Origin of the sequence: Paraburkholderia sp. GAS32 (genome assembly GCF_050434225.1) — a bacterium.
Classification (GTDB): domain Bacteria; phylum Pseudomonadota; class Gammaproteobacteria; order Burkholderiales; family Burkholderiaceae; genus Paraburkholderia; species Paraburkholderia madseniana.
Genome location: NZ_JBNPVS010000001.1, coordinates 358,960 through 385,323, shown reverse-complemented (window position 1 = coordinate 385,323; position 26,364 = coordinate 358,960). Strand labels below are relative to the sequence as shown.

Here is a 26,364-nt window from a genome sequence, read left to right as displayed (position 1 = left end):
ATGAAATACGATTATCTGATTGTGGGTGCGGGATTTAGTGGGACGGTCTGCGCTGAGCGACTGGCGTCAATTGGAAAGTCGGTGCTAATCGTTGACAAGCGGAATCATATTGGGGGGAATGCATACGATACTCTTGATAAAAATGGAGTATTAATTCATCCGTATGGTCCGCACATATTTCACACTGCGAGTAAGAGAGTTTTCGAGTATTTGTCGACGTTTACAACATGGAGATTCTATGAGCACCGGGTGCTAGCGGAGGTGGCCGGTAGTTTGTATCCTATTCCTATCAACAGGACGACGATCAACGAGCTGTATGGTTTTAAACTAGATGAAGCCGGGGTTCAAAGCTATTTGGAAAAAGTACGGCTGCCTCGACCGGAGATTCGCACAAGCGAGGACGTGGTGTTGGGGTCGGTCGGCGAAGACCTTTGCAACAAGTTTTTTCGGGGATATACGAAAAAGCAGTGGGGGTTAGAACTGGGGGATCTTTCGGCGGGGGTTGCTGCAAGGATCCCGACCCGATCCGATGACGATGATCGGTATTTTACGGACGCATTCCAATTTATGCCTGCGTCTGGCTATACGGCAATGTTTGAACGGATGTTAAGAAAAGATTCGATATCTATAAAGCTCGATGTGGATTTCGAAAATTTGAGAAGGAATGTTGAATTCAACCATTTAATTTATACTGGTCCGATAGACTCGTATTTTGACTATTGCTTCGGAAGACTTCCATATCGAAGCTTGAGGTTTGAGCACGAGCATATTTCGGATATGGAACGGTATCAGCCGGTCGGTACGGTAAATTATCCGAATAACTATGAGTTCACGCGGATTACAGAATTTAAGCATTTGACTGGGCAAGCCCATAATGGAACGTCAATCGTGCGAGAGTTTCCTTGCGCTGAAGGGGAGCCTTATTATCCGATTCCTCGCGGTGAGAATGAATCGCTCTACAAGAGGTATCGGGACTTGGCGGAGAAAGAGAGTAACGTCACGTTCGTTGGACGGCTTGCGCAATATCGCTACTACAATATGGACCAGGTAGTGGCGGCCGCGTTAAAGGTCGCTGATGCTCTTGTAAATTAATGATGATTGGATATTCGGGGGATGAAATGAATGCGGCCGCGGTAGTGGTGACATTTAATCGAAAGGAGTTGTTGATCGAATGTGTTCGTGCGTTATTAAATCAGTCGATGCCAATCGACATGATATATATAGTCGATAATGCAAGCACCGACGGCACAAGAGAGTTGCTTGGCGTCACAGACCTGCTTGCTCATCCGAAGGTTTGCTATACGCACTTGGAGACGAACACTGGCGGCGCCGGTGGCTTTCACGTCGGTACGAGACTCGCGTTTGATGCGGGATTCGAGTGGCTATGGTTGATGGATGACGATGCTGAGCCCCAACCTGAAGCCTTGGCGCGTTTAAATGATTTTTCGGCAGAAAAGAACGTCGTCGCTCTTGCATCAAATGTTATTGGCGCGGATACGCTGCCTCAGCTCCATCACCGAGGCTGGTTCAATTGGGATTCGAAAGAGGGATTGATTCGTCCCATTAATGCTGAAGACGCTTGCAATGAAGTTTTGGAAGTTGGTATGGCATCGTTCGTCGGTATTCTGATTTCTAGATATGCAATTGAGAAGATTGGACTACCCAAGGCTGAATTCTTTATTCACTACGACGATGCAGAATATTGCTATCGGTTGGCGACGGTTGGGCGAATTTTGTTTGTGCGGGATAGTGTCATTGTTCACAAGGACGCTGCTAAAAATGGAATGTCGCTGGAGAAAGGTGTTTTTTCGCGAGTAAGTGAGCGTATCCCGTACGATAGATTATGGATAACTTATTTTGGATATAGAAATTCTATTTGGATGAGATTTAATGTGAGCTCAATGTTGGCGATTAGATTTGTATCCATGACTTTGAGCCGAAAAATTGTTGGTGTGATTTTTTATGATGATCATAAAATAGCCAGATTGAAATTTTGGTGTAGTGCTGCTTGGGACGGTCTAAGAGGCAGATTCGACAACCGGAAGCCAAAGTTAATTGTGGGCGAGCGATGAGAAATCTCGATCGAACAGTGGTAGTGACGGTTACTTATGGTGACCGCGGTCATTTTTTGAATGCACTCGTCGAGCGCGCCTTGGTGGGCGAAAACGTACAGAAAGTTTGCATTGTAAGTAACGCATCCTCTTCAAATCTTAACGAGATTGAAGCGCGTTGGGGCGCTCGAGTTTGTATCATTAGGTTGGACAGTAATACAGGCTCTGCGAACGGCTATTACGTTGGAATTAGAGCCGCGCTTGACGACGGTGCGGAATACATATGTCTAATGGACGATGACAACGCGCCGACCTGCGGAGCGCTTTCGTGCCTTCACGAGCATTTGGAGAGATTGAGTCGCAGAATTGGGAGAAATAAGGCTGCTGTCCTGGGCTTTCGGCCCGAGCATCAAGTCGATATCGCAACCGGGGTACCTCTCGGGCGTGTGATCCCACCTAGATCAAGCTATTTCGGATTTCATTTTCTGCAAATTCCTTACAAACTTTGGCGACGTAGTCCGTGGGGGAGGCCGGTCGGCCGTTTGGTGACTGAAACTGCCGTCCTTCCATTTGCCACGTATGGTGGATTGCTGGCGCACAGAGCGCTGTTTGAAGAGATTGGGCTCCCAGAGAGGAGTCTTTGCCTATACGCCGACGATACAGAGTATACGTGGCGGGTTACGAAAGGTGGTGGCTCTATTTTGCTTGTCACGAGCGCACTTTTGGAGGATTTGGAGTCATCTTGGAATGTCAATGTTGGTCGAAAAACTATTTTCGAACGTTTTTTGCAAGGGGATAGCGATTTTAGGGCGTATTACAGCTGTAGAAATCAGGCTTGGTTTGATAAATTCTCGTGGTCGCAAAGTAGGCTGATATTTTTATTTAATCGATGCCTCTTCATATTTCTTTTGCGCGTTTATGCGAGAAGAATGTGTGCGCACGAACGACTTGCGTTGTTGGAGAGCGCGATTGATGACGGAGAGTCGGGGCGTTTGGGGCAGGACATGCGTTTCCCGCTTAAATAATGGGTTGGCGTTTGCAGGAACTTTAGGCTGATATAGATGCCTTTTTTCGGAATTTTGCGGCGGCCGTTGCAATTGCGATAGTGCAATAGCTGATCGAACCATTCGAATTCTGTACTTAAGCGCCGAGTTGCTGATCTACCTCGAAGGACGCTTGCAGCGGCGAGCTTTTAACGGACTATTCCAACGCGGGTTCTCCAAGAATGCTAGCTTGGGGGTCTCATCGCCGCGCTGCAGGAAACACACCGATGCAGGTGCACTTCCTACAACGTCGGCCTCTGTTCTCCGCAGTTCGTCAGCTGGTGCGTTCCTACCGAGGGTAGCCGTACCTCTATACCTGCCTGCACCGCTCCGCCTCAAACCGATCCAACTCCCCAAGCAAACGCTCGATCTGAAACGTTTGCAATTCGGTCAGGGGGAATTCATCCTGTATGCGCTGTAGTCGCTTTCGCCAATATGCTGGTGGCAGCACAGGTTCACCACGAAAGGCGCGCAAAGACGGCGCCATCACACGCGCCACGTGCGCGATGTCTTCATCCATTGTCATGCAAGAACCCCGGAAGACCTCGTTGTTTAGTTTTGGCCTTGTTCTATGCGCGCGCCTGGTTGAAAACAAGTTGGTCTAAAGTGCACAAGCGGCAGCGCCTATGGTAAGAAATCACAATCGTGCGGTCAAGCTTTCTGACGGCCGGTCGTGCGAGCGGGGCGTCGAATTGTCCTTTATTTAAGGGCTATTTCGATGGCGGAAGGATTTCAGACGGTAACTGTCCGGGTCTTCAATAAGGGGGCTTTTACTCGCAAGAGCGCATCGACATAACGCATGTCAAACGGCACAAGTTAGTGCCTCCAAACCTCAAGAAGCAGACAGAAAAAGCAGAGGACTGTTGGAAGCTGGGTGGCTCGGTAGCGTCAGGCCATTTGTTGCGCGCACCACTATCAGGGTGTCGGGAGAGTGCTGACAAGCTGGCGAAATCGGACCCAGGGCCCAACCCCATCACCACCTAAAGCGCATTCTCCCGCGGCGGAATCGCATCCGCTTGCGCCGGTCCACCCACCACCAACTCCGCCTCCGAATAACTAATCTTCACCGGCGGCACAAACCACGCCAGGCACAACCCGATCAACGCCGCCGCACCCGCCACCAGAATGCCGATATGAATCGACTGCACGAGCGCATCCCGCGCAGAATTCATCATCGCATCGCCCGCATGCCCGGCGCTCACCAGGCGATTGATCAACGCCGCCTGCTCCGCGCGGTCCACGAGCAGTTCGGGACTCGCAAACGATTTGAACCACTGCGTCGCCTGATACGAGGCAAGCGAGCGATGCACCCCCTGGGTATAGAGATGGCCGAGCAACGCACCGGTCATCACCGTGCCCAGCATCCCCCCAAAAGTACGCAGCGATTGCAGCAACGCCGTTGCCGCGCCGATCTGATCACGCGCGACGATCTGCTGCGAACAGACGGTCAGACTGGTCGCCACCAGACCGAGCCCGAGACCGCTGATGCCCATGCACGACATCCACACCAGGTGCGGCTCGGTACCTCTGAGTACGATCACGCCCAGACATGCCAACGCGGACAGCGCGAAACCGACATACATAATGCCGTTCGCGCGACGGATCCGCGTGACGATACGATTGTTCACCACGCTGCCGACGGTCGTGCCGAGCAGCAGCGGCGTGATCAGCATGCCGGAATCGTGCGCGGACATTGCATAGCCGCCCTGAAACAGCAGCGGCACGTAAAACACCAGCGAAAACAGCGCGAAACCGCCAAGCACAGACATCGCGAAGAGCGCGGACAGCTTACGGTCCATCAGCATATCCACTGGAATGATCGGATACTTCATCCTCCGCTCCCATAGCCACAGCGTCATTGCAAAACTCGCCGCAACGACGGCCAGCACGATCGTTACCGTGTCGACGCCGTACTTCGGAAACAATTCGATCAGCAATTGCAGTGAACCGAACGTGACTGCGACCACGAACGCGCCGAGCCAGTCGAGCCGCACGGGCCCCTTGTGTCGCAGATGATGCAGCGGCGGCAAAAAGCGCTGGACGAACAGCAGCGACACGAGGCCGACCGGCACGTTGACGAAGAACACCAGCCGCCAGCCGCCGTATTGTGTGAGCACTCCCCCAAGCGTCGGCCCGACCATATTCGCGACCCCGAACGCGGACGTGACGAACACAAGCCAGCGCAGCCGCAGCTTCGGATTGGGAAACAGATCGGCAACGGTGGCGAACACCGTGCCGATCAGAATGCCGCCGCCTATCCCCTGCAAACCGCGCGAAATTACCAGCAACAGCATGCTGGTGGCGAATCCGCACAGTACCGACGCGCCGGTAAACAACAGAATCGCGGCGATCAGAAACGGCTTGCGGCCGAACAGATCCCCCAGCCGCCCAAAGATCGGAATGGTGATCACCGAAGCCAGCATATAAGCCGTCGCGACCCATGCGTACAGATCGAAGCCCTTCAGATCGGCGACGATGCGCGGCAGTGCGGTGCCGACAATGGTTTGATCGAGCGCCACCAGCATCGAGACGAAGGCAACGCCAAGCATCGCCAGCAGCGACTCGCGAAACGGCAGCAGTTGTCCGGTGGGTAGGGGCGTGTCAAGGTCGGGCGTCATGGCTGTCTTACTTGCGGACTTATTTTCGCGTGGCCTGATACGCACCCAATGCCGCGCCGAGGTCTTCGTCAGTCGCCGCGGGGAAGATGCTCATGGTCAGCAAATCGCCCCATTCGAGCGCCAGCGCCGACAGTCCGCGCGAATCGTCCGCCTCGACGACTGCAAAGCCATGCAATCCGCCGATCGCATGCCAACGTCCCAGCAATTTGACGCCTTCAGGCGCCTGGCCGCCCGTTTTCATGAAGCGCTCGATGACGGAGTTCTCCGCGGTCGGCAGGCCATCCCATTGCACGATGAATTTCATTGCGTGTCTCCAATATGGTTTGGCGATGCCGGCTCGTTGCGGGTCGTGATCGCCGTTCGCGCTGTGCGACGCTTTTGCGTGCCTCGCCGCCGCCAACGCTTCTGCGCCAGGATGCTGTCCGGATGGCAGGTGCTATCGGCGGACGGCATAAAACCACGTGGCGTCCTAACCATCATAGGTGAGTGCACGGTCGCTAACGTCGCTGCGTGCGGACATTCACCAGGTTAATCGAACAAATTCATCCGTCGCAGGAATAGCCTGGCGGTTGCGCTCGTTTCCAATTGCGGACCTCTCGTGCGTCCTATAAGAAGGACCTTTTAAAACGGTTGTCGAAGATGTCGGTATCGATCTGGTTCGAAGCGCGCCATGCAGTGTGCCCGCACCACCGGCACGCATGCGAATGGCAAGCAGAACAGACGCCAATGCATCAAACGCAAACGGCACGCGCGTTAAGCGCGTGCCGTTGCTGCGAATGTCTGATCAAAGGCCTAGCTGCGCGACGAATTGCGCGGCACCGCATCAACGCGCACATCGACAATGGCCTGGTGCGCTGCGGGAAAACCCGGCGGATAGTCGACGACGCGTGCGGATCTCGGCACCACCTGCACGGCGATGCTCGCACGTGCACCGATGCGTGCGCCGCCGACAATGGCGGCCATCGCCTGGCGGTCGAGTTCGACGCTGTCGGTGAGGTCTTTGATAGCGAGCTTTGCCATGGTGGCTCCGGGGAAGCGATCGAGCCGGCGGCTGGTGCGATTGGCCAGCCGTCGCTCGGGAGTGTCTTTAAGTGTGCTGAGGTCTCGTCGCACTATCAGTATAGGAAATCTGCTTACGGCTCGCCTGCCGGATGTGAGCAGGCAGCAGTAGGGAAGCCCCCGGTCCTTCGCTACTGCATGCCGTTAAACGTTGGCGTAATTGGCGCCCCACAGCGACGGGCTGACATTCAGATTCAACGGCACGAAGCCGGCGCCGATCACGCCAATGTTGTTGAGAGCGGCAACATTGACGGTTTGAATCTGGCTGAGGTTCTGGTTCACCGAGACGTTGACATTGGCGATGCCGCTAAGGCCGGCCACCGAGGGCAGGCCGGGCACGCTGCTGCCGGTGCCGCCGGCCACCGCCGACATTGCGCGGCGGTCGAGCTCGCGGGTGCGGGATAGATCGCGAATCATGAGGGATGACATGGTGATTCTCCAAGGGTGCGCGGAAGACGGGCGTGATCGGAGCGAAGCGGAAATTGCCAAGGGCCTCTCCGCTTCGCCGAATCAGGCTTTAGACGTTGATGTTGTTGCTCGACGTGACGCTAGGGTTGATCGTCGAAGTGAGGCCGGCAGCGAACGCAACGTTGTTGCCGTTGGCGTTCTGGATGTTCATTTCGTTGCTGATCAACTGCGTGGCGCTGACATTCTTGCTGTTGTTCGGCGCGAACACCGGGCTGATGTTGGTGTACGACGTGCTGGGGAAGCCGTAGCCCCAGCCGCCACGCACGGCGCGCATGGCCTTGCTGTCGAGTTGTTCGGTGATGGACAGGTCTTTGATCATCAGCGTGTTCATGGTAAATCTCCTGGAAGGGAACGTCACAGTCTTGCGGTTGGGTTCGAGCATCTTGTCTGCTCGAGTGTCACTAATGCATGGGCTGTGCCAGTTTTACTCGCGCATCCTAAGAAAATTGACGAACGCCTGATGCACAAGGCTTTCACGCCATGTCGCCGCATCGAAGTAGCAACAAGGTCGCTAGCGAACGACTCGCGGCTGATGGCGCGTACCCAACAACGCATCGGATTCTGTTGGATGTCGCAAGACACTCGCCGGCCGTGCACGCAGCGGGGCAATCCTGGTTTGCGAAAGACCGGGTCGGGAGCTAGTATCGAAGCGGCGCATGTAACTGGTTACGACAGGTTTTCTATCAGCCCGAAAGGCTCCGGTCGCTTGCGATCCGGCCCAACGGCAGCGGGGGCGCTTCGCACAAATGGCTAGCCTTGCGCATGTGATTCGCGACTATCAGAGCGGCGAGCTGTCACGTGACGAGTTCGTGGCTCAACTCGACAGCACGTTGACGACCGACGGACTCGATCGCACGCAGCTGCTGGAAATGCTTGGCGCAGCTCATCGCAAAGCCCCTCTACCCGACGATCTCTATGCCGAAGTGCGGCGGCGCATCGAACAGTTGCGCGTCTCGAACGTGGCGGCGGGCGGCGAGGAAACCGGCATGCAGACCACCGTCGAGATACCGTCGGTACGCTCCGCCAGTGCGGCCAACGCTGCAAGCTCGGTAGGCGCAGCGAGCGCCGCCGGCGCGCCGGGACATGATCAGATCAAAGGCACCGGCGACACGCTGAACAACCGCTTCGTCCTCGAGGAATGTCTGGGTGTGGGCGGGATGGGTACGGTGTACAAGGCGCTCGATTTGCGCAAGCTCGAGGCGTCGGATCGCAAACCGTATCTCGCGATCAAGGTGCTCAACGTCCAGTTCCGCGGCAATCCGAATTCGCTCGTCGCACTGCAACGCGAGGCGCGCAAGGCGCAGGTGCTCGCGCACCGCAACATCATCACGGTGTACGACTTCGACCGGGACGGACCGATCGTCTACCTGACGATGGAGTACCTGACCGGCAAGCCGCTGAGCCAGCTTTTGCGCACGCCGGGCTACAAGGGCATGCCGGTTCGCGCCGCCCTGCCGATTGTGCGCGGCATGTGCAATGCGCTCGCCTATGCGCATGAGCACGGCTTCGTCCATTGCGATTTCAAACCCGCCAACGTCTTTCTCACGACGAATGCCGAAGTGAAGGTGATCGACTTCGGCATTGCCCGCGTGTTCCAGCGGCCGGAGGAGGAGAGCGATGCAACTGTCTTCGACCCCGGCAGTCTCGGCGCGTTGACGCCCGCGTATGCGAGTCCGGAAATGATCGAGCATCGCGAGCCGGACCCGCGCGACGATATCTACGCGCTCGGCTGCATTACCTACGAGCTGTTGACGGGCCATCATCCGTTCGACCGTTTGTCGGCGACGCAGGCTCGCAACGCGGACTTCAAGCCGCAGCGTCCACCCAATCTCGATGCGAAGCAGTGGCGCGCGTTGCGGGCCACGCTTTCGTTCGATCGCAACACGCGCATGCCGAGTGTCGTGCGTTTCATCGCGGAGTTCGATAACGAAGCGCGCGCGGAGAAATCGGGGACGTTGGTCAAGGCGGGATTTGCGGGTTTTGCGGTGGTGTGTGCCGCCGCTGTCGGCGTGTTTGCTTTCCGGTCGGCTCCGAATCGTCAGGATGGCCAGCAGCCGGCTGTGGCGGCTTCGGAGGCGTCGGCGGATCAGGCCGCTTCGGCGGCAACGAATGCGCCTGAGTCATCCGCAACTGCCGGACCGGTCGCTGGAGGAACCGCAACGCCGGCCGCCGGCTCATCTGCCGGGACAACCACAGCGCTAACCGCCGCACCAACCGCCGCGCCAACCGCCGCAGCGCCCGGCGCACCACCGCCCGCGCAGCCTGCTGCGCCGCCCGCGCCCAAACCCGCGTTGACCTTAGCCGCCATCGCGCCGGCTTTGGCGCAAGTGCCGTGTTCGGCGCTGTCCGCTTCGGCGCAGGACCATTCGTTGACAGTGCGCGGCTACGTCTCGCAACACTACGGCGCAGCGCATCTGAAGGACACGCTGACAGCATTGCCGGGCGTCGATACGCTCACGCTCCAGGTCGAGCCAATAGCCGACGACAAATGCGACACGATCAAAGCGCTCGCACCCTATTGGACCCACAACTGGCAAGCGGGCCACGTTGCGTCGCTGCATGTGCGGCCGCCCGGCGGCCTGTTGAGCGAAGGCGATCCGCTTATCGTCGACGTCACCACGCCCGCATTCGACTCGTACGTGAACCTCGATTACTACCAGCTCGACGGTAGCGTCGTGCATATGGTGCCGAGTCCGCGTGCGAAGGACAATCAGGCGCCTCCGCACTATGCAGCCACGATCGGCAGCGCGGGTGACTGGATCATTTCGAAGCCGTTTGGATCGGAGATGGTGGTGCTGTTGATTACGCCGGCGCAGCTATTCGACAAGCCGCGGCCCGAAAGCGAATCACGTGCGGACTATCTGCGCGCACTGGAGACGCGACTCGCGCAGATCGGCGGCAAATACGGTCAGGATCATATCGTCGCTGATTTCGCGCCGATCACAACGAAGCCGCGCACGCCTTAAGCGACGCGTTAGGATCACTCGCAACGCCGGTGAAATGCTCGCAGGCCAGGAAGTACGCATGGCGTGGAATCACGCGCGGCCCTGGCGCAACGCGCAGCCCCACAAGCGCGCTGTTCGACAGAAGCTCCTGCCGCCCCAGCAGCCCACGCTTTACTTAAGATCCTTAACTACCCTGAAGCCATCCTGCGACTGGCGCACGCTCGCGCTGTATTTGAAGCGTGTCGCGCTCAGCATGTAGCTCCCGCCTTCGCGCCACGAACCGCCGCGAATCACTCGCATGTCGCAGGTGGGGCTGTCCCATGCGTGGCCGTCGGCGGGCGCACCCTGGTAGGAGTTATGCCAGCAATCGGCGACCCACTCCCAAACGCTGCCGTTCATGTCATACAGGCCCACCGGATTCGGCGCGAACGAGCCGGCGGATTCGGGCCCTTCCTTGTGCCATGGATCGCCGCAGTCCTTGCAATTGGCGTTACCCTTGCGCATCTGATCGCCCCACCAGTATGCCGTCGTGGTGCCGCCACGGTCCGCGTATTCCCATTCGGCCTCGGTAGGCAAGCGGTACGGTTTGCCGGTCGTCTTGCTCAACCACTTCACGTACTGTTGTGCGTCTTCCCAACTGAGGTCGCGTGCCGGTGCAGCCTTGTTTGTGTTGCTTTCGGGTGTCAGCTTTTGACAGGCGTTTGCTGCTACGCACGCATTCCATTGTTCGACGGTCACTTCGTATTTACCGATCGCGAACGGCGCGCCGATGGTCACGTGATGAACGGGCTTTTCGGAGGGGTCGTCGGTGCTGCTGCCCATCGAAAACGAGCCCGCAGGTAAGGTGATCATGATCGGGCAGGTGGCGCAGTCGCGGCTTTCGCCGGCGCTCGGCGGATGCGTCGTGGGCTTTTGTGCGACTGCTTGCGCGGCAGGTGCAGCGGGTGGGGCGGTCGTTGCAGGTGGAGTGGGTGGCGTCGGCGTGGCGGGGCGCGGGTGGTCTTGTGGCGCGACGCTGGCCGGTGCGGCTGGCCGCGCGGCTTGTGGCGGTGGCGCAGCCGCCGGCGAAGCAGATGGTGCACTCGCCGCTGCAGCAGCGCGTAGCCGGTCGATGCGCGCGTGAGCGAGCGCGGCGAAGCGGCCATTCGGATAGGCCTTCAAATAAGCCTCGTAATCGCTTGGGTAGTTACTGTCCTTGATGGAGTCCCAGAAAGTGATCTCGTACTGTTCGCTGCTGTCCTTCGGCAGAATGCCTCTACTGTGCAGCGCGGCAATTGCATCGTCGCTGGCAGCGGCGAGGAGCGCTGCACCAGCGCCGCGAGATACCGGCGCGCTCAGGCTCATGTCCTTGGCAAGCGAAGAGGCAATCCACGGCGTTTGCTCGCCGCCAGTCACCCCGCTAACTCTCGCCGCGACACGTTGAAACAAGCCCGCAAGTTCCTGTGATGAAGACGCCTCGTTGAACGCGCGCAGCAATGCGCCCGTATAGACACCGTGCCGCATGCCGTCCGCTGCAAAGCCGCCCGGCGCCGTTGCGTAGGCGAAGAGGGTATTGGCGGGCAACGTGGCTTTATCGACTGACACGTCAGCGGAGAACGGGTTGTTCAGGCAAGTATCGAGAATCACGAGATTGAGCGCGCCGGCACGCGGTGCACGCATCGCCTGCAATACGGTATTCAGATCGACACCTTCGCTGACCAGTCGAGCCGGCGCGCGTGCGTCGAGACTAGCGGGCACGAGCAGCGTCTGCCGTCCGATTTGCATGCCGTGTCCCGCGAAATAGAAGAGCCCAATGCCGCCTTCACGCAGACGTTGGCGGAATTCGCCAATCGCCTGCTGCATTTGCTGCGGCGTCGCATCGGTGCGCATGATGACGTCGAAGCCGTGCGCACGCAGTGCGTCGCGCATGGCTTCTGCGTCGCGCGGCGCATTGCCACGAAGGGGGTCTGCATGATCGCCGTATGCGCCGTTGCCGATCACCAGCGCGATACGCGCCGGTTGCGGCTTGTCCTGTTGCAGGGTGAGCGGCGCGCTGGACGTAGCCGTCGTACGCATAGCGGCAGCGCCGTGTTCCGCGCCGTCACGCTGCGCCGCGGCATAAACACTGCCCGAGTGCGCTTGAATCGCCCCGACCATGCACACCAGCAGGAATGTTCGCCACATATTCGTATCCTGTTTGTTCCGGACAGAACATAGGGTTTCGACGACCGCGCCGCCCGCGTCAGCCTTTGGCGCGAACCGATCGCAGCATCGATGCCGCGATCGACTCTCCATCGACAACCTATGAACAACGATAGCACGCGGTTTGCGCGTGACAATGGTCCGCGCATCGTTAATGCGTTATACGGTTAACGAGTGTGGCGTATCTTTTTGGCAAGTTACGTCCTAAGCTAATTCACAAAGTAGCGCTGTACGGCCGTTTTAATAAAGCGGCAGCTCATCGACGTCGACCCGCCACGTGAACCCACGTGCAACTACGCGAGCGCCCGCGACATCCAGTCGGAGCCTCCAGCCTGCGCTTCGCGCAGCCGGGGCGGGGACGACTATTCTTCGGGAGAGTGCGCAATGCGAAGAACCCTCACACTTGGCGTGCTCGACAAACGTCGTGGAACGAAGGCGAGCCTTGTCACGCTCGGCACGGCTTTGTGCGCCGCCTGTTCACTCCTGCTCGGTATCGCGCTCACGTCTGAGTCCGCGCGTGCCGAACAAACGCCTTCGCCACCGGGCGCCGAGGAATACATCATCTGGCCGTCGGATGGCACGGTGATTCACGGTGGCAAGCTGTGGGTGCGCATGGGGCTGCGCAACATGGGCGTTTGCCCGAAGGGTGTGGCGGTTCCGAACACCGGGCATCACCATCTGCTGATCGATACCGACCTGCCGGCGCTCGACCAGGAAATTCCGTCGGACCGCAATCATCTGCATTTCGGTGCGGGTGAGACCGACGCGCGCGTTGAGTTGCCGCCGGGCAAACACACCCTGCAACTCATTCTCGGCGACCAGAACCACGTGCCGCACGTACCGCCCGTGTATTCGAAGAAGATCACCATCACCGTGCTAAAAGACTAGCGCGTCCCGTTCATTCATAGCGGGTCCGTCAGGACGGAGAGACCAACATGTACAAGATCATCGCGCTCGCGGCGCTCGTGGCACTTGCGACATTGGCGTCACTGGCCTCGCCGAATCTCGCCACGGCCGGTACGACGCCGTCGCCGGCCGGCGCGCACGCCTATATCGGCTATCCGAACGATGGCCAGGTGGTGCAGGCCAACAAACCGATTCGGGTGTGGTTCGGCCTGCGCTATATGGGCGTGGCGCCGAAAGGCGTCAAGTATCCGAACACCGGGCACCATCATCTGCTGATCGACACCGACCTGCCGCCGATGGACCAGGAAATTCCGTCAGACCGCAATCATCTGCATTTCGGCGCGGGTGAGACGGAAACGATGATTCAACTGCCGCCCGGCAAGCACACGTTGCAACTGCTGATGGGCGACGACATGCATATACCGCACAACCCGCCGGTGTACTCGAAGAAGATCACCGTGATTGCACGCTGAGGCGGCGCTCCGCTTCGGTGTCACGTCACAACCAACACAGTCGCCGGCGTTGTTGGTTGTGATGCACCAGCTCCAACCGGCCACATCGTCGGGGTCGCACTGCCTCTAGCGGCATATCATCCCCGAAACCCTTTATCTACGGCCGTTCGCAAGATTTCTTAGGATCGGAAAGCAAACCTGGCACAGCCCATGCGTTAGTGACACTCGAGCAGACAAGATGCTCGAACCCAACCGCAAGACTGTGCTGTTTCCCTTCCAGGAGATTTACCATGAACACGCTGATGATCAAAGACCTGTCCATCACCGCTCAACTCGACAGCAAGGCCATGAGCGCCGTGCGTGGCGGCTTCGGCTACGGCTATCCGTCGTCTTCGTTCTTCAACTACTCGCCCGTGTATACGCCGAACAACAGCAAGAATGTCAGCGCCACGCAGTTGATCAGCAACGAAATGAACATTCAGAGCGCCAACGGCAACAACGCAGCGTTCGTCGCCGGCGTCACCACCACGATCGACCCGCATGTGACTTCGAGCAACAACATCAACGTGTATTGAACGGCGTAAGCCGCCGCGGAGGCTCTCAGGTCTCCGCGGGACGCGCAAGCTCAGGCAACCCCCGCGCGTCAAAAAGATTTCGCATCCAATCGTTCTTTCCACACGACCCCAGCGTCACCGCCCGATCCCCGCGCCGACCTTCCTGCACCGCTTCGATGGTGAAGCCGGGCAGGACATGCTTTACTTAAATAGCGCGTTCTCCTCGTGCAACGTAGCCGGTGTCATCGGAGAAAATCGTGTCAGCGTTGCTTGATTCATTGGTTCGTCAGCGCTTTTTCAACGCCACAGCGCGGTGCTGTCCTGGCCGCCGGCCGGCGAGTGCGAGCCGCATGGCAGCGGCGCTGCGCGGACTCTGCGCTGCAACGGTTTGCGCACTGTCGCTGAGTGCGTGTATCGATGTCAGCATGCCCGACTACAAGCGGCCGGATACGCCCGCCAAGGCGTCCTGGTCGGATCAGAAAGGCTCGCCGGTATCGGCGGCCGCGACCATCGAGCCGGACTGGTGGAAAGGCTTCCACGATCCGTATCTGGACACGCTGATCGCGAAGGCGATCGCGAGCAACTTCGATATCAAGGTGCTGGCCGCACGTATTGACGTGGCCGGCACGCAGATCGGCGAGGCCAAGGCAGGCGCGTTGCCGACCATGGATCTCGGCGGCGGCGCCGATTTCGAAAAGACTACGCGTCAGACGTTTTCCAAACAGTACAACGTCGCGACGCAGGTGAGCTGGGACATCGATATCTGGGGAAAAGTGGAGAAGGGCGTGCAGGCGCAAAAGGCCGAGTTCCACGCCAGCGAAGCGGATTGGCGCGCCGGCTATCTGGAACTGGTGGCGAACGTCTCGAGTACCTACTTCCAGATTCTGCAATTCGACGACCAGATCGAGCAGCAGCAACAAACGCTGGTCACGAACCGGCAAATTCTCACCATCTACGACGGCCAACGCCGCAACGGCCTCGTGCCGCAAACCCAGGTATTGCGCCAGCAAGCCGAGATCAACCGTCTAACGAATCAGTTGCTCGAACTGCGCCGCTCGCGCGATGTCGCGAACAACGCGTTGTGCACGCTGCTTGGTGTGCCGGCGGGTGAGTTCCAGTTGCCCAAGGGGCATTTGCAGCAACGCGTGCAACTGCCCGTGGTGCCGGACGGCTTGCCCGCGCAACTGCTTGCGCGCCGGCCTGACGTGGTGGCCGCCGAGTTCAGAGTGCTGGAAGCCTACGACCTGGTCGGCCAGGCCAAGCTCGCGCAATTGCCCACCATCAACCTCACCGGTCACGGTGGCACCGCGAGTTTCGCGTTGACCGATTTGCTGAAGTCGTTCACCTACGGATTCATGCCCAGCATCAACATCCCCCTGCTCGATCCCGGCGTGCGGGCTCATGTGAAGGTCACGCAAGCGCAATCGACGGTCGCGGAACAACAGTACCGCGTGGCCGTCATGGGTGCGTTCGAGGAAGTGGAGAACGCGCTGGTCAATCTGAATTCGCACAAGGCGCAGCGGGTGGAATTGCAGCAGGAGGTGTCGCGTTTACAAATCGTCGCCGAGCAGATCCAGTCGCAATTGCGTCTCGGCGTGGTGTCGCAACTGGAAGTTTTCGAAACCGAGCGGACCTTGCTGGAAGCGCAGCAGGAACTGCTCTCTAACCATCAGTTGATTCTGTCCGACACGGTGTTGCTTTATAAGGCGCTGGGCGGCGGTTGGCCGAGCGTGGATGTGCAGGCGGAAGTAAAGGAACACTGAGCTAATCCGAGGCACGATTCGGCTGCATATGACGCATGAATGGCCCTTTCAACCGACGATCAGAAAATTGACACTTGCCATGCGTGACTTAAAATTTGTAAGGAGCCCGGTTCTGCCGGGCTCGCTAAAATATCCGCAATTCGCCGTAGTTCTTCTTGCCGTTCCCGTTGCGCGCTCGTCGCAGCGGGTAAACGATTAGTGATCCAGATAAAATGACTACCGGCGAAGCCCAGATTGCTGAGATGCGTGCAACACAGGACTCCGCGTTCGACGTGGTGCTGTCGCCGGTTGCGTCCGCGCAGCGTCCCGCACTCGACGCGATCCGGATCGTCGACAGCCTGTTCGCGATCGGCCGCAGCGAAGCGCCATTCACCGACTATCCCGCCGAACGCCTTACCCGCCTGTCGCGCCGCCATGCGCGGGTTTTTACGGAGCACGGCGCCGTCTATGTCGCCGATCTCGGCAGCAAGAACGGCACGACGCTCAACGGCAACGCGGTGCGGCAAGCCCCCGCGCGGCTGCGTGCCGGCGACGAACTATGTTTCGGCGGCGAGCTTTGCTACCGCGTGAGTATCGAGCCGCGCACGCGGATCGTCGTCGCGCGCGCGGCGCCCGCACCCGGCCTGCTGCTGGTGCCGCAGCGCGACGACCTCGAGCTTCAGCCGATCGACGTGCAGGCGTTCCCCTTTCTCATCAGCAAGGCTGACGAGGTTTTCTCGCGCTACAAGGATCGCTATCCACATCAGGTCAACTACATCTCGCGGCGTCATGCCCACATCTTCCTGAAGGGCGGCGAGCTCTACCTCGAAGATCTCGGCAGCACCAACGGCACATTCGTCGGCGGAAAGCGGCTCGACGAAACCGCGGTGCCGCTTGTGGAGGGGGACCTCCTTGCATTTGGCGGCGACCACTTCGTCTACAGGGTGACGCTGCAGAAACCCCCTGAAGTCGAGCCGACCGTGACCCAGCTATTCCTCAATCCCGCTACTGACGAGGCCGCCGACACGGACAAGACCACGTTCGTTGGCGCCGCGCATTCGTTCCTCGATATCTTTTGCGTGGACCCAGGGCTACAACGCGAAGACGAAGTCAACGAAGCGGCGCAGGCCGCATCCGCATCCGCGCACGCGAAACGCGACACGCCGACCGGCGGTGCGAATACCACGAACGGAACTAACGGCACGCATGGCGCAAACGGCACTCATGGCAAGCAAAGCGCAAACGGCGCACATGGCACGAACGCAGCACAGAGCCGGCCGCAGCGTTGGCGGCTGCTCGCGGGAGAACTCAGCAAGGCCTTTGCGGGTGGCGATCACACCCTGTCGCGTCGCGCCGTGTGGTGGAGTGGCGCGGCCTTCGCCCTTCTGGTGGCCATTGCGCTGACGCTCTACTTGCGCGGTTCGTCAGAGCGCGAGTTGAGAAACCTGCTGGCGAGCGGCGATTACACCAGCGCGGTGACGGCGGCAAACGGCTATCTGGCGCAGCACCCCGCCGACACGAAAGTCAGTGCGTTGGCGAGCGAAGCGCTACTGAAGGCGAAACTCCCCGGCTGGCTGAGTACGCTGCAAAAGGCGCAGTTCAATCAGGCCGACACGCTGCTCAAGGAGATGAGAGCGTTGAGTGCGAACAATGCGGACGCCACTTCTCTGGTCGGCGAATTGCAGTGGGTGGGCGACCTGGAGCGCTTCGTGGCGGGACGCGGCGGGGTGGACGCACCAATCCGCATGTACGCCGACGAGGCGACTATCGGCGGCCTGCTGCAACGCTGGGACGACGACGCCAGGGGCCATCAGCGCGCACTCGACCGCATTGCCTCGTATGTGCCCATTTTTGCGGAGCCATACGCACAGGCGTTGAGCCATCTGCGCAAACTGGAAAGCGACGACTCGGTCTATCTCGCCGCCATCGACCGCCTGAACGGCACCATTCGCACCGAACTGGCGCGCGACAAACCCGCAGCGCTGCCAGCCGTTCTCGACGATTACGCGCAGCGCTATCCGCGCCTCGCCGGCCTCGATCGTGTGCGGGAAGATTTGCGCCACTACACCGATGTGCTGAACGCGGCGCTCAGCCGGCAACTGACGCCATTGCTCGCCTTGCTGAAGACGGTGCGTTTCAACACCCCGCCGTTTCAGGCGCAATTTCAGCAACTGTCCGTAAGCCGTCTGCCGTCCGCGGACGTCATCCAGCGTCATGACGCGGCGACCGCTGCCTGGCAGCGCGGCGACGCCCAGCAGGCGCTGGCGGATTTGCAGGCCATGCCTGCCGGGCCGTGGTCCGACGTGATCGCCGCGGAACTGGCGCACATGAGAGCGCAGCTTGACCAGTTCGCCGACTTGCAGAAGACGCGCGGCGGCAAGGATTATGACGAGCGCCTGCTGTCGTTCTACGCCAGTCTCGATCCGGTGGCGGATGGGTGGTTCGTGCAATCGATCCAGAAAGACGTCGCCGCGTTGCACGACAAAGCGCTGGCGCGCGCTCAGGACCTGATGCTGCGCGCGCAGAGCCTGTGGAAACAATATCGGGCGAGCGGGCCGATCGGCGGCACGCAGCGGCTGGAAGCGGGCATTTCGCCCGGCTTTCGCAGCGAGGCGCGTCTGCTTTCCGATGCACAGTCCGCCGCGCAACAAGGCATGCGTATCTATACGCAACTGAAGGCGGATCATCCCGCGGACTTCGACCGCCTGCTCGCGGACATCCAGGCCGAAGCGGATTTGCAGCGCCGCTCGCTGACCGAATTGCGTATGGTGCTGGACCCCGGACTCTTGAAGGCGAAGCTGGCGTTGATCGGAGGCGAGCAGAGTGAAGCGCGACAATCACCCTAGACCGTTGTCGGAGGCGCTGGAGGATCACAGCGTCGAAGGCATCGCGATTCTGACCGCCGAACCGGTGCGGCTCGCTCGCGCGCTGATCTGGGCGATGGTTGCGCTGGTGGTGGCCGGCTTGCTGTGGTCGTTCGTGGGACGCGCGGATGTGATCGTCAGTGCGCAAGGCACGCTCTCGCCGGAATCGGAGGTGCGCCGCATCTATGCACCGATCGACGGTGAGCTCGCCGATCTGTACATCGCCGAGGGGCAGCCGGTGTCGAAGGGCGACGTGCTGGCGCGGCTGAATGCGCGCGGCGCGATCGAAGCAGCGAGCAACGCGCTGCAAGCGCAGCTCAAACTCGAAGACGCCGAGCGCGACTGGAAGCAGTTCCCCGAAAAGAAGGCGCTGATGGAGCGCAAGGCGGCCGCGCTGAAGGCGCAGATGGAAGTAGAAGCCCGCCTGCACGAAAATCGCGTCTCCGAGGGCACAACCAAGCTCGCCGAAGGCCAGAAGGCCGAACTCGACGAAGCGCGCAGCGTGCTCGACAATGCGCGCCGCACGCGTGAGGCGGCGCGTCAGGAGCTGGATCGTTACTCGCGGCTGTTCGCTCAGCCGGGTGGCGGCGGCATCGCCGAGTTGCAGGTGGAGCAGAAGCGAACCGCCGCGATGGAAGCGGATAACGCCTACCGCGTCGCTCAATCGAAACTCGCGGAGCTGGATTTCCGCCTGAGCCACGAATACGCGCAGGCCAATGCGCAACTCGAAACCAGCGGACAGCAGACCACCGACCTGCAACTCCAGTACGACTCGGCAGTCCGCGACATCACCGACGCCGAAGACAAACTGCGTCTGCAACTTCAGACCGCGCGCCTCGTGTCCGAAGCCGCCGCGCGGATCCGTTTCGAGAACATCGACAAAGACAACTTCCTGCTGATCCTCGCGCCGGTCTCCGGCGTTATCACCGACGTGACCTCCACGCAGCGAGGCGACAAGATCCAGGCGAACGCGCCGCTCGGCGGCATCGCGCCGAAAGATGCGAAGCCCGTGCTGAAGATCGAAATCGCCGAACACGATCGTGCTTTTCTGCACGAGGGCCAGCCGGTGAAGCTGAAATTCAACGCGTTCCCATATCAGCGCTACGGGCTGATCAACGGCACGCTCGCCTATATTTCGCCGGCCACCAAGCCGTCCTTGCAGGACAAGCAGCCGGTGTACGAGGGCCGCGTCACGCTCGACAAGAACTACTACCAGATCGCCGACACCCGCTATCCGCTGCGCTATGGCATGACGGCGAGCGCGGAGATCGTGGTGCGCGAACGGCGCCTGATCGATCTGGGGCTCGATCCATTCAGACAGGTGGCGGGATGAGCGCGCCGATCACACGTCAATTAAAGGAGCGGATGACATGACCGCGATAGTGCGAATCGATGACGAAGTCGTGGACGTTTCCGAGTTCATTCGTCTTCTGAAACTGACCGGCCAGTTCGATAGCCTGATCGAGCAGATCGTGCGCGACAAGCTCACGGTGCATGCGGCCAAGAAGCAGGGCATTGCCGTTACTGCCGACGACATCCAGCAGCGCGCCGATCAGTTCCGCCGCGTGCGCGGCTTGCATCGCGCGACGGATATGAATCAGTACCTCGATGCGCTCGGCGTGAGTCTCGACGAGTTCGAGGCCTTCATTACGGACGGGCTGTATCAGGAGAAGATGCTCGACGTGGTCGGCAACGAGGCGGCGATCAAGGATTACTTCGCGCTGAATTCGCCGAAGTTCGACGCGATCGAGGTGAGCCATATCGTGCTCGACAGCGAAGGCAAGGCGAAGGAAATGATCTCGTACCTGCACGACGACCCCGACAGTTTCGCCGACATGGCGCGCGAGCATTCGATCGCGGATACGCGCGAAGCCGGCGGCGTGATCGGCAAAGTGTTGCGCGGATCGTTGAAGCCGGACATCGAGGCGAAGATTTTCAACGCGGCGGTGGGCGACTTGCTTGGGCCATTTCCGTCGGCGGATCGCTCGTGCTTCGAGATATTTGCCGTGACGGCGAAATATCCGGCGATGCTCGACGCGGATGTCGCCTCTGAAGTGAGACGTCTGCTGCGCGAGAGCTGGCTGATTGCGCGCTCGCAGGAACATGTGATCGAAGCACGTTAGCCGAACCGAGGTCCGCAAGCCCATGGATGCACCCCAGACCGCGCCCTCCGCTGCCGAGTTTCTCACCTCGGTGGAAATTCTCTCGCCGTTTTCGCGCGACGAGATCGAGCGTCTTGCCGAATACGCGCAGGCACGCTTCTATTCGTTCGGCGAAACGGTGTGCTCGGCGGGTGAGACGGCTGACGGTCTTTACGTGGTTCGCTCGGGCTCGGTACGTATCTTCACCGAGGAGCATGGCAAGGAAACCAGCATGGGCGTGCGCAAAACCGGCGAGATTTTCGCCGACATTGCGATGTTGCGCGCGTACGTGCATGAGGCGTCGGTGCGGGCGTCGGCGAAAACCGAACTGCTGTTCATTCCTCGCGCCGCGATCGAGCCGGTGATCGCCGGCAATCAGGCCGCGTTGGCATTTATCGCGAGCTACGTGGCGATCAGTTCGGCCGGCGGTTTCGTCGCGCAGTTGTTCGATCTGCGCGGCAAGCTCAACAAGGCGGAACTCGAAGAATATGTGCGCAGCGTCGGCGTGAAACGGGTGGCCGAGGGCAAGGAAATTCTCAAGCAGGATGGGCGCGACGATCGGCGGCTCTATGTGGTGCGGCAAGGCGGCGTGCGCATCGTCCGTCACGAGGAAGGCCACGACTACACGCTTGCGACCTTAGGCGAAGGCGAAATCTTCGGCGAAAAAGCGTGTTTGATGCGGCAGGAGCAAATGGCGTCGGTGGTGGCGACGACCGATACGCGGCTGCTGGTGATCCCGGAGCGAACCGTCCATTTCATTCTGGAACGCAATCCGAAGCTGCGCGAAGTCCTGGATGAGCGGATTCGTTACGGCGACCGTGAATTGCAACGGCAAAAGCGCCTCGAGCAGCGGCGCAAATTGCCTTTGATGCTCGACCTGCAGACCAAACCCGAGTTCGGTGAAAAGGTCATCAAGCGCTTTGCGCTGGTCGAACAGGCTGAAGAAATGGATTGCGGCGCCGCGTGTCTCGCCATGGTCTGCCGCCACTACAGCATTCCGATGACGCTCGGCAAACTGCGCGAACTCGCCAACGTCACGACACAAGGCGCCACGCTCGACAGTCTTGCGCGCGCAGGCGAATCGCTCGGCTTCACTGCACGCGGCGTGCAATGCACATTCGATTCATTACGCGGTTTCGATCTGCCCTTCATCGTGCATTGGGAGGGCTACCACTATGTAGTGGTGTACGGGCTCTCGAAGGACTACGTGTGGGTCGCCGACCCGGCACTCGGCTTCCGGAAAATGACGGTTGAGGATTTCGAACGCGGCTGGAGTGGCACGTGTCTGCTCTTTACCGGCGGCCCGAATCTCATGCAGATGTCCGCCGCGCGTTCGCCGTGGATACGCTTTGTCGGCTACCTCAGGCCGTACAAGAAGATTCTCGGTCACCTGTTCCTCGCCACGTTCGTGATTCAGGTTCTCGGCGTGATTCCGCCGCTAATCATTCAGAACATTCTCGACGGCGTGATCGTGCATCAGAACGTCAGCCTGCTGCATCTGCTGATCGGCGGCCTGATTATCGCCAATGTGTTTTCGCAATTGATGTCGACGATTCGCGCGTATCTGGCGAATTTCATGGTGCGCAACATGGACTTCGCGATGATGTCGCAGTTCTTCAAGCACACCATGTCGCTGCCGTTTTCGTTTTTCGCCAAGCGGAAGACCGGCGACATCTTCGCGCGTTTTCAGGAGAACCAGACGATCCGCGCCTTCCTCACCGAATCCACGGTGACCACCGCGTTGAATCTGCTGATGGTGTTCATCTACTTCACGATCATGTTCGTCTACAACGTGAAGATGACACTGGTGCTGATCGCCTTCGTGATACCCATCATGGCGTTGACCGCGCTAGCCACTCCGAAGATCAAGAACTATGCGCGTGAGGTATTCACGGCCTCGACCGAGTCGAAGTCGTTTTTGATGGAAGCGCTCGCCGGTGTCGAGACCATCAAGGGTATGGGCATCGAACGGCCGGTGCGGTTGCGCTGGGAGAAGAAGTACGCGAAGGCGCTCGAAGTGCAATACCGCGCGCACGCCTTCAACATTCTCATTGGGCTTGGCAGCCAGTTGCTGAACGCGGCGACAACAATTGCCATCCTTTGGGTCGGCGCGAATCTGGTGCTGGCGCGCGAAATGACCATCGGTCAGTTGATTGCGTTCAATGCGTTCATGGGCAGCGTGCTGGGTCCGCTGATGGGACTGGTCGGCCTATGGAGCATGTTGAACGACGCGGGCGTGGCGATGGAGCGCCTCGGCGACGTGCTCGATATCGAGCCGGAACAGAAGCCGCAGGATTTGCCTTCGCGCGTGATGCTGCCGGAACTGCAGGGCGAAATCAGTTTTAGCGGCGTCTACTTCCGCTACGGCGAGGACGACTCGGCGTATGTACTGGAAAATATCAGCTTCGACATCAAGCCCGGCGAACTGGTGGCGATTGTGGGCCGCAGCGGTTCCGGCAAGACGACGCTCGCCAAGCTGCTGGTCGGCTTCTACGCGCCGACCGAGGGCAAGATGACCATCGACGGCTACGACCTCGGCGTGGTCGATAAAGCCTATTACCGCGCGCAGATCGGCTATGTGATGCAGAGCAATCTGCTGTTTTCCGGCACGATTGCCGAAAACATTGCCAGCGGCGACGACGCGCCCGAACGGCGCCGCATCGAGGAGGTCGCGAAAATGGCCGACGCGCACGCGTTCATCAGCAAGATGCCGCTCGGCTACGAGCAGATTGTCGGCGAACGCGGCATTGGCTTATCCGGTGGGCAGATCCAGCGGCTTTGCATCGCGCGGGCGCTGTATCACGATCCGCGTCTGCTGGTTTTCGACGAGGCGACCTCGGCGCTGGACTCGCAATCGGAAAGCAATATCCTCGGCAATATGCATGACATTCTGAAGGGCCGAACGGCGGTGATCATTGCGCATCGGCTCAGCACCATCATGCGTGCCGACAAGATTCTGGTGCTGTATGAAGGGGCGATTGTCGAACAGGGCCGTCACGATGAACTGATCCAGCGCGGCGGCATGTACTACCAGTTGGTCCAGAAACAGTTGAGTGCGTGATGAAGATACTCGACCAGGTAGAAGAGCTCAGCCCGGCGATTTCATACGCGGGTTTGATCGAACGCATCGAGATTTTGCGCTCGACGCTGCGTTGGTCGTCCCGGCTCGAGCGCGCCGACATCGACAAGCTGCTCCGGCAAGCCACCTCGTTGCGCGACGAAGTCATGCAGCTCTCGCACAAGGAGCGCTTCGTGCAGGCCGCAACGGCCGCTGAGCCTGCCGCGGCTGCCGATCAATCGCGTGGTGCGCGCAGAAAGGCGCTGATCGAGCGCAGCTTCATTTTCGAAGGGACGTTCGGCGACAATCCACGTTTGCTCGAATCGCTCGAAATCGCCGAGAAGGCGGCGCCGACCGATTTGCCGGTGTTGATCGATGGCGAAAGCGGCACCGGCAAGGAGCTGATGGCAAAGGTGATTCACGCGAATGGTTCGCGCTCGGACAAGCCTTTTATCTCCGTGAATTGCGGCGCGATTCCGGACAATCTGCTGGAGTCGGAGTTGTTCGGTCATCGCAAGGGCGCGTTCACTGGCGCTTCGAATGACCGCAAAGGCAAATTCGAAAGCGCGCATACCGGCACGATCTTTCTCGACGAAATCGGCGAGTTGCCGCTGGCCGGTCAGGTGAAACTGCTGCGCGTGCTGGAAGCGCACGAGATTCAGCGCGTGGGCTCCGATGAAACGATTGCGGTCGATACACGCATCGTCGCCGCGACCAATCGCAATCTGCGGCAACTCAGCGAAGAGGGCAAGTTCCGCGAGGATCTGTTCTACCGTCTCAGCGTAATTCATGTCACGTTGCCGCCGCTGCGCGAGAGGCGCGATGAGATACCACTGCTGATTGCCTGGTTCGGCGATGAAGCCGCCGGAACGTTGAAACGCAGGCCTGTCAGATTGACGCCGCGGCTGCGGGACTTTCTGCTGAACTATGCGTACCCGGGCAATATTCGTGAACTGCGCAACGTGATGTATCGCGTGTCGTGTCTGGCCGGCGACATGGCGGATGTCGATCATCTGCCGGTGGATATGCGGCCGGCCGCGCCCGGGTCGGCCGCGGCTGTGTCCAATGTCGCTACTGCGACGGGACAGGAGCCAATCAGCGTGGCGAATCTGATGTCGCTGAGCGACGCGAAGCGCGCCGCGAGCGATGACGCGGAAAAAGCCTTCCTGGAGCGCGGCCTGCGCGAAGTGAGCGGCACGGTTGCGGAACTGGCGCGGCGCATCGATATGAACCGTTCGCATCTGCAAATGCTTCTGAAGAAGCATGGCCTGCATTCGAAGGATTTTCGCAATCGCAATGCATCGCCCACGAGCAGAAACGGCGCTGACGAGCACGATGAGGAAGACAGCGATAGTTGAGGCTGGATGCTTCGACGGTTTTCGGGCGTGCCTGATCAGAGCCTCTCGAGAACTTCAAGAAAGAGCAGTATGCCGATGAAGAAGCCAATCCATCTTACCGTGGTCATGAGGCTGGTGAGCCTGACAGCCAGTGAGTTCACGGCCTCCGCGACAGGATTCGCCGTTAATTCATCAGTGCGGTCGCCGCTCGTGGTCGCGGTGCGCAATTGAGCAGTTGCGAGGTCGATACGAAGGTGGGTGACGTAGCCAACTGCGATTTCCGGACATTCAATTGCGCCGTCGCTTTTGTTGGGCCTGAGAAAAAGGTCCGGCTCGCGCCGAGGGTTAGCCATAGCACTTTCGGCCGTGTAGAGGTGTCGCAGCGCCAGTCCCAACTCGACTGCGCCAAACCGGCCGTCGGACGTCGCCTTCGAAAGCGCATGTATACAGGCTTCGGGAATGTGGCAGGCGAGCCACCACTGATCGGGTTCGCCGGTCTCTGCGTCGGCCCGATTGACACCGAGACGAGCAGTACCGAGCGGCACGTCGGCAAACGAAGTACCGAGTTCGTCCTCCAACTCGCGCAGACCTAAGCGGTCAGCCTTGCTGACGTCGCGGGCCTCGAAGGACACCTCAACGGCGAGCATCGCGTGTTCAGCGTCGCCGATGATCGACAGCTCCTGGCCATCGAGATGTGCCACTCCGTGCAGCGACGTGGAGAGTGTTGGCTGTTTGTCTGCGTCCAGAGGCTCTGCGAGCTGTTGCGCCACATGGAGCTGTTCCAACCGCAACCACATTGACCTGGCCGGGAAATACGTCCGCTTCTCGCCATCCAACCCGACATGTTCGAGGGCGTGATCCTTCCGCTCAATCAATTCCGTCGCGACGTTTTTTTCCAAAAACTCCATGGCGCGCCCCACTCGTGATTGCGTCAAGCCCTTGAGC

Annotated in this window: 20 protein-coding genes; 13 read left to right on the top strand and 7 right to left on the bottom strand. The window is 59.6% G+C overall.

All coding sequences use genetic code 11. The annotated features are described in order from the left end of the window. From glf to P3T25_RS01735, 3 genes are read left to right on the top strand one after another with little or no spacing between them, the layout of a single operon-like run. Positions 1-1,092, top strand: a complete 1,092-nt coding sequence (glf, locus tag P3T25_RS01745; protein WP_429357317.1) for a UDP-galactopyranose mutase — start codon at positions 1-3, stop codon at positions 1,090-1,092. Continuing rightward, on the top strand, positions 1,092-2,072 hold the full coding sequence (locus tag P3T25_RS01740; RefSeq protein ID WP_429357316.1) for a glycosyltransferase family 2 protein: 981 nt from the start codon (positions 1,092-1,094) through the stop codon (positions 2,070-2,072). Before glf ends, P3T25_RS01740 begins: the two co-directional genes overlap by 1 nt. Continuing rightward, the gene (locus P3T25_RS01735) at positions 2,069-3,076 is read left to right on the top strand and encodes a glycosyltransferase (RefSeq protein ID WP_429357315.1); all 1,008 of its coding nucleotides are present in this window, start codon (positions 2,069-2,071) and stop codon (positions 3,074-3,076) included. Before P3T25_RS01740 ends, P3T25_RS01735 begins: the two co-directional genes overlap by 4 nt. 998 nt (positions 3,077-4,074) lie before the next feature. Here P3T25_RS01735 and P3T25_RS01730 read toward each other — a convergent pair. The 5 genes from P3T25_RS01730 to P3T25_RS01710 all read right to left on the bottom strand — a co-directional run bounded on the left by P3T25_RS01730 (position 4,075) and on the right by P3T25_RS01710 (position 7,570). Further along, the gene (locus P3T25_RS01730) at positions 4,075-5,712 is read right to left on the bottom strand and encodes an MFS transporter (RefSeq protein ID WP_429357314.1); all 1,638 of its coding nucleotides are present in this window, start codon (positions 5,710-5,712) and stop codon (positions 4,075-4,077) included. Positions 5,713-5,731: 19 nt separating this feature from the next. Beyond that, a complete protein-coding gene (locus P3T25_RS01725) occupies positions 5,732-6,016 on the bottom strand; it encodes a DUF3303 domain-containing protein (RefSeq protein WP_154562790.1) in 285 nt (94 codons plus the stop codon). Between the two features lie 488 nt (positions 6,017-6,504). Then, on the bottom strand, positions 6,505-6,732 hold the full coding sequence (locus P3T25_RS01720; protein ID WP_154562788.1) for a hypothetical protein: 228 nt from the start codon (positions 6,730-6,732) through the stop codon (positions 6,505-6,507). A 183-nt stretch (positions 6,733-6,915) separates the two neighbouring features. After that, entirely contained in the window at positions 6,916-7,200 is a 285-nt protein-coding gene (locus tag P3T25_RS01715; protein ID WP_154562786.1) for a hypothetical protein, read from the bottom strand. Positions 7,201-7,288: 88 nt separating this feature from the next. Next, the gene (locus P3T25_RS01710; protein WP_154562784.1) at positions 7,289-7,570 is read right to left on the bottom strand and encodes a hypothetical protein; all 282 of its coding nucleotides are present in this window, start codon (positions 7,568-7,570) and stop codon (positions 7,289-7,291) included. 415 nt (positions 7,571-7,985) lie between these two features. Between P3T25_RS01710 and P3T25_RS01705 the strand changes: the two genes are divergently transcribed. Beyond that, positions 7,986-10,205, top strand: coding sequence for a protein kinase domain-containing protein (locus P3T25_RS01705; protein WP_429357313.1), 2,220 nt, complete (start codon positions 7,986-7,988; stop codon positions 10,203-10,205). Between the two features lie 150 nt (positions 10,206-10,355). Here the strand turns inward: P3T25_RS01705 and P3T25_RS01700 are convergent, their stop codons facing one another. Next, positions 10,356-12,347, bottom strand: coding sequence for an SUMF1/EgtB/PvdO family nonheme iron enzyme (locus tag P3T25_RS01700; RefSeq protein WP_429357312.1), 1,992 nt, complete (start codon positions 12,345-12,347; stop codon positions 10,356-10,358). A gap of 402 nt (positions 12,348-12,749) precedes the next feature. On the opposite strand from P3T25_RS01700, the gene P3T25_RS01695 reads away from it, so the two are divergent. From P3T25_RS01695 to P3T25_RS01655, 9 genes are all read left to right on the top strand, one after another. Further along, positions 12,750-13,253, top strand: a complete 504-nt coding sequence (locus P3T25_RS01695; RefSeq protein ID WP_233464951.1) for a DUF4399 domain-containing protein — start codon at positions 12,750-12,752, stop codon at positions 13,251-13,253. Between the two features lie 47 nt (positions 13,254-13,300). Further along, complete coding sequence (locus P3T25_RS01690) at positions 13,301-13,744, top strand: DUF4399 domain-containing protein (RefSeq protein WP_154562778.1); 444 nt, start codon at positions 13,301-13,303, stop codon at positions 13,742-13,744. A gap of 269 nt (positions 13,745-14,013) precedes the next feature. Next, positions 14,014-14,298 (top strand): hypothetical protein, encoded by a 285-nt coding sequence (locus tag P3T25_RS01685; RefSeq protein ID WP_154562776.1) that lies wholly within the window; start codon positions 14,014-14,016, stop codon positions 14,296-14,298. A gap of 329 nt (positions 14,299-14,627) precedes the next feature. Further along, positions 14,628-16,040 carry an efflux transporter outer membrane subunit gene (locus P3T25_RS01680; RefSeq protein WP_171925989.1) on the top strand — a complete coding sequence of 471 codons (1,413 nt, stop codon included), beginning with the start codon at positions 14,628-14,630 and terminating at the stop codon, positions 16,038-16,040. A 212-nt stretch (positions 16,041-16,252) separates the two neighbouring features. After that, positions 16,253-18,865, top strand: coding sequence for an FHA domain-containing protein (locus P3T25_RS01675; protein ID WP_429357311.1), 2,613 nt, complete (start codon positions 16,253-16,255; stop codon positions 18,863-18,865). Next, positions 18,843-20,216: an HlyD family efflux transporter periplasmic adaptor subunit gene (locus P3T25_RS01670; protein WP_168435797.1), complete on the top strand. Its 1,374-nt coding sequence runs from the start codon at positions 18,843-18,845 to the stop codon at positions 20,214-20,216. The genes P3T25_RS01675 and P3T25_RS01670 overlap by 23 nt, the downstream gene beginning before the upstream one ends. 37 nt (positions 20,217-20,253) lie before the next feature. After that, the gene (locus P3T25_RS01665; protein WP_154562772.1) at positions 20,254-21,006 is read left to right on the top strand and encodes a peptidylprolyl isomerase; all 753 of its coding nucleotides are present in this window, start codon (positions 20,254-20,256) and stop codon (positions 21,004-21,006) included. Between the two features lie 22 nt (positions 21,007-21,028). Next, the gene (locus P3T25_RS01660) at positions 21,029-24,085 is read left to right on the top strand and encodes a peptidase domain-containing ABC transporter (RefSeq protein WP_154562770.1); all 3,057 of its coding nucleotides are present in this window, start codon (positions 21,029-21,031) and stop codon (positions 24,083-24,085) included. After that, positions 24,082-25,440 carry a sigma-54 interaction domain-containing protein gene (locus P3T25_RS01655; protein WP_429357310.1) on the top strand — a complete coding sequence of 453 codons (1,359 nt, stop codon included), beginning with the start codon at positions 24,082-24,084 and terminating at the stop codon, positions 25,438-25,440. Before P3T25_RS01660 ends, P3T25_RS01655 begins: the two co-directional genes overlap by 4 nt. A 35-nt stretch (positions 25,441-25,475) precedes the next feature. Here the strand turns inward: P3T25_RS01655 and P3T25_RS01650 are convergent, their stop codons facing one another. Beyond that, a complete protein-coding gene (locus tag P3T25_RS01650) occupies positions 25,476-26,327 on the bottom strand; it encodes a hypothetical protein (RefSeq protein ID WP_429357309.1) in 852 nt (283 codons plus the stop codon). Positions 26,328-26,364: the final 37 nt, after the last annotated feature.

Bases quoted from the DNA above. Each gene is read 5' to 3' on its own strand.
- P3T25_RS01665 (WP_154562772.1), top strand. From the start codon at position 20,254: ATGACCGCGATAGTGCGAATCGATGACGAAGTCGTGGACGTTTCCGAG.
- P3T25_RS01690 (WP_154562778.1), top strand. From the start codon at position 13,301: ATGTACAAGATCATCGCGCTCGCGGCGCTCGTGGCACTTGCGACATTG.
- P3T25_RS01715 (WP_154562786.1), bottom strand. From the start codon at position 7,200: ATGTCATCCCTCATGATTCGCGATCTATCCCGCACCCGCGAGCTCGAC.
- glf (WP_429357317.1), top strand. From the start codon at position 1: ATGAAATACGATTATCTGATTGTGGGTGCGGGATTTAGTGGGACGGTC.
- P3T25_RS01705 (WP_429357313.1), top strand. From the start codon at position 7,986: ATGGCTAGCCTTGCGCATGTGATTCGCGACTATCAGAGCGGCGAGCTG.
- P3T25_RS01675 (WP_429357311.1), top strand. From the start codon at position 16,253: ATGACTACCGGCGAAGCCCAGATTGCTGAGATGCGTGCAACACAGGAC.
- P3T25_RS01680 (WP_171925989.1), top strand. From the start codon at position 14,628: ATGGCAGCGGCGCTGCGCGGACTCTGCGCTGCAACGGTTTGCGCACTG.
- P3T25_RS01730 (WP_429357314.1), bottom strand. From the start codon at position 5,712: ATGACGCCCGACCTTGACACGCCCCTACCCACCGGACAACTGCTGCCG.
- P3T25_RS01740 (WP_429357316.1), top strand. From the start codon at position 1,092: ATGATGATTGGATATTCGGGGGATGAAATGAATGCGGCCGCGGTAGTG.
- P3T25_RS01685 (WP_154562776.1), top strand. From the start codon at position 14,014: ATGAACACGCTGATGATCAAAGACCTGTCCATCACCGCTCAACTCGAC.
- P3T25_RS01660 (WP_154562770.1), top strand. From the start codon at position 21,029: ATGGATGCACCCCAGACCGCGCCCTCCGCTGCCGAGTTTCTCACCTCG.
- P3T25_RS01720 (WP_154562788.1), bottom strand. From the start codon at position 6,732: ATGGCAAAGCTCGCTATCAAAGACCTCACCGACAGCGTCGAACTCGAC.
- P3T25_RS01700 (WP_429357312.1), bottom strand. From the start codon at position 12,347: ATGTGGCGAACATTCCTGCTGGTGTGCATGGTCGGGGCGATTCAAGCG.
- P3T25_RS01710 (WP_154562784.1), bottom strand. From the start codon at position 7,570: ATGAACACGCTGATGATCAAAGACCTGTCCATCACCGAACAACTCGAC.
- P3T25_RS01650 (WP_429357309.1), bottom strand. From the start codon at position 26,327: ATGGAGTTTTTGGAAAAAAACGTCGCGACGGAATTGATTGAGCGGAAG.
- P3T25_RS01695 (WP_233464951.1), top strand. From the start codon at position 12,750: ATGCGAAGAACCCTCACACTTGGCGTGCTCGACAAACGTCGTGGAACG.
- P3T25_RS01735 (WP_429357315.1), top strand. From the start codon at position 2,069: ATGAGAAATCTCGATCGAACAGTGGTAGTGACGGTTACTTATGGTGAC.
- P3T25_RS01725 (WP_154562790.1), bottom strand. From the start codon at position 6,016: ATGAAATTCATCGTGCAATGGGATGGCCTGCCGACCGCGGAGAACTCC.